The following is a 573-nucleotide window of genomic DNA, read 5'->3' as shown; positions in this document are numbered from 1 at the left end:
GCGCGATGCAGTCCTTCAGCCACAGCTTGCGTTTCTTCAGGCGCTTGACCGTCAATTCGTCGGCGGCCGCATCGCCGGACAGGCGTTCGATCGCGAGATCGAGGTCGCGATGCTCGGTCCGCAATTCGGCGAGCTGGCGCGCGATGGCAACGGGATCTTCGGCTTCGACCATGTTGCGAGCTTAACCCCGCCCCGCTGCGGCGTCATGACGGATCATGCGGCACATTCCGGCGGGGCCGCCGGGCGGACGGTAGAATGGCCGTCCGCCGTCGCTGTGCCCCGCTGTCCGCCGTGAACATCCCCCTGCCCCTCGCCGAACCGCTGCCACGCGCCCATGCCCGTGCCGATAAACGCGGCACGCACGAGGCCAACAAGCTCGCCAAGCGCCTGCGCCRCCAGGTCGGCCRSGCSATCGCCGAYTTCGGCATGATCGMSGACGGCGACAAGGTGATGGTGTGCCTGTCGGGCGGCAAGGACAGCTACGCGATGCTCGACATCCTGCTGCARCTGCAGMAGAAGGCGCCGGTGMGSTTCGAGCTGGTCGCGGTCAACCTSGACCAGAAACAACCGGAC

1 protein-coding gene and 1 pseudogene are annotated in these 573 nt (G+C 67.2%); one reads left to right on the top strand and one right to left on the bottom strand.

Annotated elements, in window-relative coordinates:
- Positions 1 to 172 (bottom strand): YdcH family protein (locus tag ACXJKJ_RS31525; protein ID WP_457395617.1); only part of this gene is annotated, 172 nt, incomplete at its 3' end.
- A gap of 83 nt (positions 173 to 255) precedes the next feature.
- Between ACXJKJ_RS31525 and ACXJKJ_RS31520 the strand changes: the two are divergent.
- A pseudogene (locus ACXJKJ_RS31520) lies at positions 256 to 573 on the top strand (tRNA 2-thiocytidine(32) synthetase TtcA); the annotation flags it as partial.

Source organism: Roseateles sp. P5_E1 (assembly GCF_054049335.1).
Note: the sequence above shows the minus strand (reverse complement) of the source record. Positions and strands in the feature narration are given on the sequence as shown.